This window comes from Pseudomonas sp. Pse1 (genome assembly GCF_024519635.1).
Classification (GTDB): Bacteria; Pseudomonadota; Gammaproteobacteria; order Pseudomonadales; family Pseudomonadaceae; genus Aquipseudomonas.
Genome location: NZ_JALJRO010000019.1, coordinates 104517 through 112777 on the forward strand (window position 1 = coordinate 104517; position 8261 = coordinate 112777).

The 8261-nt window shown below is 58.1% G+C and carries 8 protein-coding genes; 3 read left to right on the top strand and 5 right to left on the bottom strand.

The features are described 5' to 3' along the window. Positions 1–61: 61 nt before the first annotated feature. The 3 genes from NR126_RS23070 to hemJ form a co-directional block, all read right to left on the bottom strand. Positions 62–979, bottom strand: a complete 918-nt coding sequence (locus NR126_RS23070) for a DUF805 domain-containing protein (protein WP_105755155.1) — start codon at positions 977–979, stop codon at positions 62–64. A gap of 77 nt (positions 980–1056) precedes the next feature. Beyond that, positions 1057–2025, bottom strand: a complete 969-nt coding sequence (locus NR126_RS23075; protein ID WP_105755154.1) for a nitronate monooxygenase family protein — start codon at positions 2023–2025, stop codon at positions 1057–1059. Positions 2026–2059: 34 nt separating this feature from the next. After that, positions 2060–2491, bottom strand: coding sequence for a protoporphyrinogen oxidase HemJ (hemJ, locus tag NR126_RS23080; RefSeq protein ID WP_027617198.1), 432 nt, complete (start codon positions 2489–2491; stop codon positions 2060–2062). Positions 2492–2626: 135 nt separating this feature from the next. Between hemJ and argC the strand changes: the two genes are divergently transcribed. Then, entirely contained in the window at positions 2627–3661 is a 1035-nt protein-coding gene (argC, locus tag NR126_RS23085) for an N-acetyl-gamma-glutamyl-phosphate reductase (protein ID WP_027617199.1), read from the top strand. Between the two features lie 166 nt (positions 3662–3827). After that, on the top strand, positions 3828–4178 hold the full coding sequence (gene erpA / locus NR126_RS23090; RefSeq protein WP_027617200.1) for an iron-sulfur cluster insertion protein ErpA: 351 nt from the start codon (positions 3828–3830) through the stop codon (positions 4176–4178). Positions 4179–4250: 72 nt separating this feature from the next. Here the strand turns inward: erpA and NR126_RS23095 are convergent, their stop codons facing one another. Both NR126_RS23095 and NR126_RS23100 read right to left on the bottom strand, forming a co-directional pair. Beyond that, positions 4251–5342 (bottom strand): anhydro-N-acetylmuramic acid kinase, encoded by a 1092-nt coding sequence (locus tag NR126_RS23095; protein ID WP_256831645.1) that lies wholly within the window; start codon positions 5340–5342, stop codon positions 4251–4253. A gap of 3 nt (positions 5343–5345) precedes the next feature. Continuing rightward, the gene (locus NR126_RS23100; protein ID WP_256831646.1) at positions 5346–6764 is read right to left on the bottom strand and encodes a peptidoglycan DD-metalloendopeptidase family protein; all 1419 of its coding nucleotides are present in this window, start codon (positions 6762–6764) and stop codon (positions 5346–5348) included. A 209-nt stretch (positions 6765–6973) separates the two neighbouring features. Between NR126_RS23100 and tyrS the strand changes: the two genes are divergently transcribed. Further along, the gene (tyrS, locus tag NR126_RS23105) at positions 6974–8173 is read left to right on the top strand and encodes a tyrosine--tRNA ligase (protein WP_256831647.1); all 1200 of its coding nucleotides are present in this window, start codon (positions 6974–6976) and stop codon (positions 8171–8173) included. Positions 8174–8261 lie beyond the last annotated feature (88 nt).

An 8261-nucleotide genomic window follows, 5' to 3' on the forward strand; every position in this document is an offset into this window, starting at 1 on the left:
CGGTTCTCCATCGCAACGGCTCGGGACCTGTAGACAGAGAGGTCACAGGAATCGAGCGCGTTTATTCTTTCTCATAGTCTACAGGGGGCTGAGCCGGTTGCGCCGCGTCATCTGTTTCAACACTGTCAGTTGTTTCACTGGTTTCGTAACGGCTACCCACAGCACTTTCATATTCTTCGGTGAGCGTGGAGAGGCCTCCAGCCAGCCCGCCGACAAACATCAGCGCGATCACTACCAGCCACAGCGCGCAGAGCACTTTGACCGCGGTGCTGTTGGCGGGTGGGGGCGCGCCGTAGCGATTGCTCGCGGCATTCCCGGGAATCACTGCCAGGGCGATAGGAAACAGGCTGCCGAGCACCGGCACCAGATTCAGGAACCACAGCCAGCCCGACCAGCCCAGGTCGTGCAAACGCTGCACACTGATGGTGATATTCAAGTAGAAGTAAGCCAGCACCCCGGCGACACAAACAATTGCGCCCAGCACCATTTGATCGCCAGCCAGCAGAGTCAATCCCAGGATGCCGGCGACGCCACCTACGACCAGAAGTGCGGCAAGTGACCAGGCCAGGTAGCGCAAGCGACCGATTCGTCCCTGAACGCTGAGTACTTTGAGCTCGGAGTATTCGCTGCTCACTTCACCCACAAGCGATCGGGGAGGGGCGTAGGGTGATGGGTTCTCAGTGCTTGTCGGTGGTGTCGGTGTGGTGCAGGTGGCGACAACTTCACTCAAGTCGAGCTCGATCGAGGGCTCGGCTTCGATCCGCGCTTCAATGCCGGTTTTCATCAGAGCATTGAGATAGGTTTGCGCATCTGCGTGGGTAAGATCGCGTTTCAGGGCGACGGGTTTACCGCTGAAGAGTCGTTCAATGGCTGCAACATCGCTTTTGAACAGCTGCGCCAAGTTGAGTTTGGCGGTGGTGATGTCGACTCCGTTTTGCAGGGCTCCATCGAAGACGATCTTGAAGCGGGCGTCGCTCATAGTTGTACATCCTTGTCGCGAATAGGTGGGCAGTAAGCCCAATCCGGACCAGCTCGCTCGCCTGGCCCGAGGGGGGATCAGCGTGGCCAGCGTTTTGGCAACTGAGCGGCAATTTGCTGTGCATTGCGGTATTCGGCGTCCAGCCGGGCGATCAGCTCATCCACGCTCGGCAAGTCGTTGATCTCGCCGACGCCTTGTCCGGCCGACCATACGGTTTTCCAGGCTTTGGCTTCATCGCTCACTGGCTTGAGCTTGGCGCCAAAGTTGATCTCACCTTTGCCTTGCAGCGCTTCGATATCGAAGCCGGCATTGAGCAGGCTTTGGCGCATGAAACTGGCGGGTACCCCGGAGACCGCCGGAGTATGCACAATGTCGGCGGCTCGCGATGTCAGCAGCATTTCTTTGTAAGCGTCAGGCGCGTGACTTTCGGTGGTGCCGATAAAGCGCGTACCAAAGTAGGCCAGGTCGGCGCCCAGCAATTGTGCGGCGAGAATTTCATGGCCGTGATTCAGACAGCCGGCAAGCAACAGGGTTTTGTCGAAGAACTGGCGGATCTCGGCAATCAACGAGAAGGGGCTCCAGGTGCCAGCATGTCCACCGGCGCCCGCCGCGACGGCGATCAGTCCATCGACACCGGCTTCGGCGGCTTTTTCGGCATGGCGACGCGTCGTCACGTCGTGGAACACCAGGCCGCCATAGCCATGAACGGCGTCCACCAGTTCTTTGACAGCCCCCAGGCTGGTAATCACGATAGGCACCTTGTGCTCGACGCAGATTGCCAGGTCCGCCTCCAGCCGTGGATTACTTTGATGCACGATCAGGTTCACCGCATAGGGTGCCGGGTTTTCCAGTAGCGCCAGCCCTTCCTCGATTTCTTCCAGCCAGGCTTTGAAGCCGCTGCTCTCGCGCTGATTCAGCGCCGGAAAACTACCGACCACGCCATTGCGGCAACAGGCGAGCACCAATTGTGGATTGGAAATCAGGAACATCGGCGCCGCCACTACGGGCAGGCGCAGGCGTTGTTCGAGCAAAGCGGGCAGCGACATTGGAAATACCCCCGAGTCAGTTCAGTCAGTAAGATTAGAACGGCCGTACGACAACCAAAATTACGATAGCCAGCAACATCAGAACCGGGACTTCATTGAACCAGCGGTAAAAGACATGGCTGCGGGTGTTTTCGCCACGGGCAAAGCGCTTCACTTGCGCGCCGCACATGTGGTGATAACCGATCAGCAGTACCACCAATGCCAGCTTGGCGTGCATCCAGCCACCCTGAGTGAAGTACGCGCTCGGATTGAGACTGATCAGCCAGCCACCAAAGATCAGCGTTGCGATCATCGAAGGACCCATGATGCCGCGATACAACTTGCGCTCCATCAGGCTGAAGCGCTCTTTGCTGGTGTTGTCCTCGCTTTGAGCGTGATAAACGAACAGACGCGGTAAGTAAAACAGGCCGGCAAACCAGCAGACGATGCTGACGATATGAAAGGCTTTGAGCCACAGATAGAGCATTTTTGGTTATTCCCAGGTTCACGGTAGCCCGAATAGTAGAGGCTTGAGCCTCCGTACGTCACCTTGCTGGTTGTCGCAGGGCTGGGTGGGCCCTATTATCGACGGCTTTCCAGTGGGTTCGTTGAGGGCAGGTTTATGGTCAAGGTCGGTATCGTCGGCGGCACGGGTTACACCGGTGTCGAATTGCTGCGTTTGTTGGCTCAGCATCCGCAAGCGGAAGTGGTGGTGATCACTTCCCGATCCGAGGCCGGTATGGCCGTTGCCGATATGTACCCCAACCTGCGTGGCCACTACGACGGTCTGGCGTTCAGCGTTCCGGACATCAAGACGCTCGGTGCCTGTGACGTCGTATTCTTTGCCACCCCCCATGGCGTTGCCCATGCCCTGGCGGGCGAGTTGCTCGCGGCCGGGACCAAGGTCATCGACCTGTCGGCAGACTTCCGTTTGCAGGACGCGGATGAGTGGGCCAAGTGGTACAACCAGCCTCACGGTGCCCCGCAGTTGTTGGAGGAAGCGGTTTATGGCTTGCCGGAAGTCAATCGCGAACAGATCAAGCAAGCACGCCTGATTGCTGTGCCGGGCTGCTATCCGACTGCTACCCAGCTGGGCTTCTTGCCGCTGCTCGAAGCCGGGCTGGCTGACACCTCGCGCCTGATCGCTGACTGCAAGTCCGGCGTCAGCGGGGCTGGCCGTGGCGCCGCCGTAGGTTCGCTGTATTCCGAAACGTCAGAAAGCATGAAGGCCTATGCAGTCAAAGGTCATCGCCACTTGCCGGAGATCCGCCAGGGGCTGCGTCGCGCTGCCGGTAAAGAAGTTGGCCTGACGTTTGTTCCGCACCTGACTCCGATGATTCGTGGCATTCACTCGACGCTGTACGCGACAGTCGTTGATCGCTCTGTTGATTTGCAGGCGTTGTTCGAGAAACGCTATGCCAATGAGCCGTTTGTCGACGTCATGCCGGCTGGCAGCCATCCGGAGACTCGGAGTGTTCGCGGCGCCAACGTCTGCCGTATTGCGGTTCACCGTCCTCAGGACGGCGATCTGGTGGTGGTTTTGTCGGTGATCGACAACCTGGTCAAGGGGGCGTCGGGTCAGGCCGTACAGAACCTGAATATCATGTTTGGCCTGGATGAGCGCTTGGGTCTGTCCCATGCGGGTATGTTGCCTTAAACCACGTGGCTCACAGCAAAAAGGCCCTTGAACGGGCCTTTTTGCTGTCTGTCAGCATGATTATGTTGATTGCTATACCATAACAATAGTTGACCGCTTTTCTGGGAGAAGCGGATAATGCGCGTCATCACGCAGTATGGCGGCATAACGCCGGGAGATAGTCAGCATGAGCGTCGAATCCTTCACCCCCACGGCTTTGCAATTCACTCACGGTGCCGCGCACAAGGTGAAGAGCCTGGTCGATGAAGAGGGTAATGATCGCTTGAAGCTGCGCGTATTCGTTACGGGCGGCGGTTGTTCAGGATTTCAGTACGGCTTCACTTTCGATGAGGAAGTGGCCGATGACGACACCATCGTCGAGCGCGAGGGTGTCAGCCTGGTTGTCGATCCGATGAGCTACCAGTATCTGGCTGGTGCCGAGGTGGACTATCAGGAAGGTCTGGAAGGTTCGCGATTCGTGATCAAGAACCCTAATGCGACCACTACTTGCGGTTGTGGCTCTTCGTTCTCGATCTGATCGTCGCGCGCACTCGTAGTTGTACTCAACGCCGCATGGCTTCAGAGCCTTGCGGCGTTTTGCTGTCTGGCGTCAGGCGGGATAGATGGCGCCCAGTACCCGCAAGCCGCGAGCGCCGGTGACACTGGGGCGATTGGCCGGGATGCCTTCAAGGCAACAGTGTGCCAGCCAGGCAAAGGCCATGGCTTCGACCCAATCTGGGTCAACCCCATAAGTGGCGGTACTGGTTACGGTTGTGTCGGGTAGCAGGGTAGAGAGACGGGCCATCAACGCTGCGTTGTGCGCGCCCCCACCGCAGACCAACAGTTCCTCGGTCTTGCGCTGGGCGGCTTGCAGTGAGTCGACGATGGTCAGGGCGGTCAGTTCAAGCAGCGTGGCTTGCACGTTTTGTTCGGCGAAGGCCGGCAAATGTGCGAGGTGCTGGGTGAGCCATTGCAGATTGAAGACTTCACGGCCAGTGCTTTTCGGGCCTGAGGCCTTGAAGAACGGGTCACTGAGCAAGCTCTTCAGCAAGACCGGTTCGAGCTTGCCGCTGGCCGCCCATTGGCCGCCGCGGTCGAAGGTTTCGCCACGTTGTTGATGAACCCATGCATCCAGCAGAACGTTGCCCGGGCCGCAATCAAATCCCGCGACCGGTTTGCCTGTCTCGATCAGGCTGAGGTTGCTGAAGCCACCGACGTTCAACACCGCACGATTACCAGTGCGCTCGCCAAACAAGGCTTCGTGAAAGGCCGGAACCAGTGGCGCACCCTGTCCACCCGCAGCAACGTCGCGGCTGCGGAAGTCGCTGACAACTGTAATGCCAGTGAGCTCCGTGAGCAGGGCGGGATTGCCGATCTGAACCGTGAAGCCGCGTGCAGGTTCGTGGCGAATGGTCTGGCCGTGACTACCGATCGCTCGGATGTCAGCGGGTTTGAGTTGCTGTGCTGTAAGCAAGGTATTGATGCCTTGCGCCGCTAGGGTCACCCAGTTTTGCTGGGCAATCGCGGAGCGGGCGATCTCGTCCGGTCCGCTTGCGCACAGACCCAGCAACTCCGACCGTAAGGCGTCAGGCATGGGAATGTAGTGTGTTGCCACCAGCCTGATTGCCGTCGTGTATTCGATCAGAGCGATGTCCAGCCCATCCAGACTGGTTCCGGACATCAGTCCTAGATACAGTGCCATGGCTTAGCGCTTGCTCGAAGCCAGCATCGTGGCCTTCTCTTGATCCATGCGCGCCATCAGCGGCTGGCTCTGCTGCAGGAAGCGTGCTCGCTCGCCCTTGGCAATCGGATCGGCCATCGGCAGCTTCTGGCCCAGCGGATCGACGTGTACGCCATTGACCTGGAACTCATAGTGCAAGTGCGGGCCGGTCGACAGACCAGTGGTGCCGATGTAGCCAATCACCTGGCCCTGCTTGACGCTGCCACCGGTTTTCACGCCCTTGGCGAAGCCTTGCATATGCCCGTACAGCGTGCGGTAGGCGTTGCCGTGCTGGATGATAACGGTATTGCCATAGCCGCCACGCCGGCCGGCCAGCAGTACTTTGCCGTCGCCAGCCGCCTTGATCGGTGTGCCACGTGGCGCAGCGTAGTCAACACCTTTGTGGGCGCGAATCTTGTTCAGAATTGGATGCTTGCGCCCCATTGAGAAGCGCGAGCTGATACGGGCGAAGTCCACCGGCGTGCGGATGAACGCCTTGCGCATGCTGTTGCCATCTGCGGTGTAGTAGCTGCTGTTGCCTTGCTTGTTGGTGTACCGCACGGCGGTGTAGGTTTTGCCGCGGTTGGTAAAGCGCGCCGAGAGGATCGGGCCGTTGCCAACCGCCTTGCCATTGACCACTTTCTGCTCGTAGATCACGTCGAACTCATCGCCCTGGCGAATATCCTGGGCGAAGTCGACGTCGTAACCAAACACGCTGGCCATGTCCATCGTGAGGCTGTGGGAAAGGCCGGCACGCGCCGCGGACTGCGAGAGCGAGCTGTTGATAACCCCATGTACATAGGCCGTGCGTACGGTTGGCTTGGCGGTTGTGCGGGTGAAAGCATAACCCTTGGCGTTCTTGCTCAGGCTGATGCTGTCCAAGTCGCTGATCTTGCTGTGCAGGGTGTTCAACTGGCCGTCTGGGCCAAGTTCAAACTCGAGCTTCTGGCCGCGTTTGAGTTGGGTGAACTGCTTGGCTTGCTTGTCGCTGGCGAGAATTTCGCTGACTGCCGAGGAGGGCAGGCCGACTTTCTCGAACAGGGTCGACAGCGTGTCGCCCTTTGCAACGATGACTTCCCTATGGCTCGCGGCCTTTTTCTCTTCAGCGACTGGAGCAGGCGCTGCTTGCGCAGTTTGCTGGACGTCGTCGGCACTGTTTTCGATTTGCGCGAAGGGAGACTCTACCGGCTCATTTGTGGCTTGAACGGCGTCGGCAGCGTCTTGGTCTTGTGTCAGTTGTTCGGCAGGACTTTCCAGCTCCAGGCTCAGCGTGGTCTTTTTGGCTTCGACGTCACTGGATGGAAACACCAGAAGCGCGAGGCTGAGCAGGGCGGCGATGCCACTTGCGGCCAGCAGGTGGGTCTTCGGATAAAGCGGTGGCGCTTTAGACGGTTCAGTGGTCATAGGTAATTTGACTTTGGAAAAGATGAAATGGAAAAGATGAATGACATGATGAAGATGAAATAACTGTATAAAATATAACCAAATCATCTCTTAAGCAAGCCGCGAGTGCTCTGTTCGCGGAATGCCGTCCGTGCGCCGGGCAAAACTTGTATTTGGTGCGCGATCTTGTATGGTTGGTCCCCTTTGAATCTGAGCCTTGCGGGTCTGTTATGAAGTCGGTTGAAGAGCAGCTAGCGCTGATTAAACGTGGTGCGGAAGAACTGTTGGTCGAGTCCGAGCTTGTCGAAAAGCTCAAGCGTGGCCAGCCGCTGCGTATCAAGGCTGGCTTCGATCCGACGGCACCCGATCTGCACCTTGGGCACACGGTGCTTATTAACAAGCTGCGTCAGTTCCAGGAGTTGGGCCATCAGGTGATTTTCCTGATTGGCGATTTCACCGGGATGATCGGTGATCCGAGCGGCAAGAGTGCCACTCGCCCGCCGTTGACCCGCGAGCAGGTGTTGGAAAACGCCGAGACCTACAAGACTCAAGTGTTCAAGATCCTCGATCCGGCCAAGACCGAGGTCGCATTCAATTCCACCTGGATGGACCAGATGGGGCCGGCGGATTTCATTCGTCTGACTTCCCAGTACACCGTGGCTCGCATGCTTGAGCGCGACGACTTCGACAAGCGCTACTCGACCAATCAGCCAATCGCCATTCATGAGTTCCTCTATCCGCTGGTCCAGGGCTACGACTCGGTAGCCTTGCGTGCAGATGTAGAGTTGGGCGGCACAGATCAGAAGTTCAATCTGCTGATGGGGCGTGAGCTGCAGCGCAGTTACGGCCAGGAGGCTCAGTGCATCCTTACCATGCCGCTGCTCGAGGGTCTGGATGGCGTGAAGAAGATGTCCAAGTCCCTGGGCAACTACGTTGGCATCCAAGAGGCACCGGGTGTCATGTACGGCAAGCTGGTATCGATTCCGGATGCGCTGATGTGGCGTTACTTCGAATTGCTCAGCTTCCGCTCCATGAAAGAGATCAACGCGTTGCGTGCGGATGTCGAGGCCGGGGCCAATCCGCGTGACGTCAAGATCAAGCTGGCGGAAGAGATTGTGGCGCGTTTCCATGGTGAAGAGGCTGCGGCCAATGCTCACCGTGCTGCCGGCAATCGCATGAAGGATGGTGAGCTGCCGGATGACCTGCCGGAGATCGAGCTGACTGCTACAGAGGATATGCCGATTGCTGCCGTCCTGAATCAGGCTGGATTGGTGAAGAACTCGGCAGTCGCTCGCGACTTGTTGGGGTCGGGTGGTGTGCGTGTTGATGGTGAGGTGGTTGATCGCACCTTTATATACGTACTTGGTGCGACCCATGTTTGCCAGGCGGGCAAGAAGGCATTTGCACGTATTACGCTCAAATCCGCGTAAAGCTTAAATTGGGGGTTGACGGCGAATTCTAAGTGTCTATAATTCGCCCCACTTCCGGCGCAGTCGAAACGGAAAACTCCTTGGTAAA

What these genes read in the sequence shown, in the direction of transcription:
- NR126_RS23095 (WP_256831645.1), bottom strand. Translation starts at nt 5,342, where the DNA reads ATGGCACTGTATCTAGGACTGATGTCCGGAACCAGTCTGGATGGGCTG.
- tyrS (WP_256831647.1), top strand. Translation starts at nt 6,974, where the DNA reads ATGAAGTCGGTTGAAGAGCAGCTAGCGCTGATTAAACGTGGTGCGGAA.
- NR126_RS23070 (WP_105755155.1), bottom strand. Translation starts at nt 979, where the DNA reads ATGAGCGACGCCCGCTTCAAGATCGTCTTCGATGGAGCCCTGCAAAAC.
- hemJ (WP_027617198.1), bottom strand. Translation starts at nt 2,491, where the DNA reads ATGCTCTATCTGTGGCTCAAAGCCTTTCATATCGTCAGCATCGTCTGC.
- argC (WP_027617199.1), top strand. Translation starts at nt 2,627, where the DNA reads ATGGTCAAGGTCGGTATCGTCGGCGGCACGGGTTACACCGGTGTCGAA.
- NR126_RS23100 (WP_256831646.1), bottom strand. Translation starts at nt 6,764, where the DNA reads ATGACCACTGAACCGTCTAAAGCGCCACCGCTTTATCCGAAGACCCAC.
- NR126_RS23075 (WP_105755154.1), bottom strand. Translation starts at nt 2,025, where the DNA reads ATGTCGCTGCCCGCTTTGCTCGAACAACGCCTGCGCCTGCCCGTAGTG.
- erpA (WP_027617200.1), top strand. Translation starts at nt 3,828, where the DNA reads ATGAGCGTCGAATCCTTCACCCCCACGGCTTTGCAATTCACTCACGGT.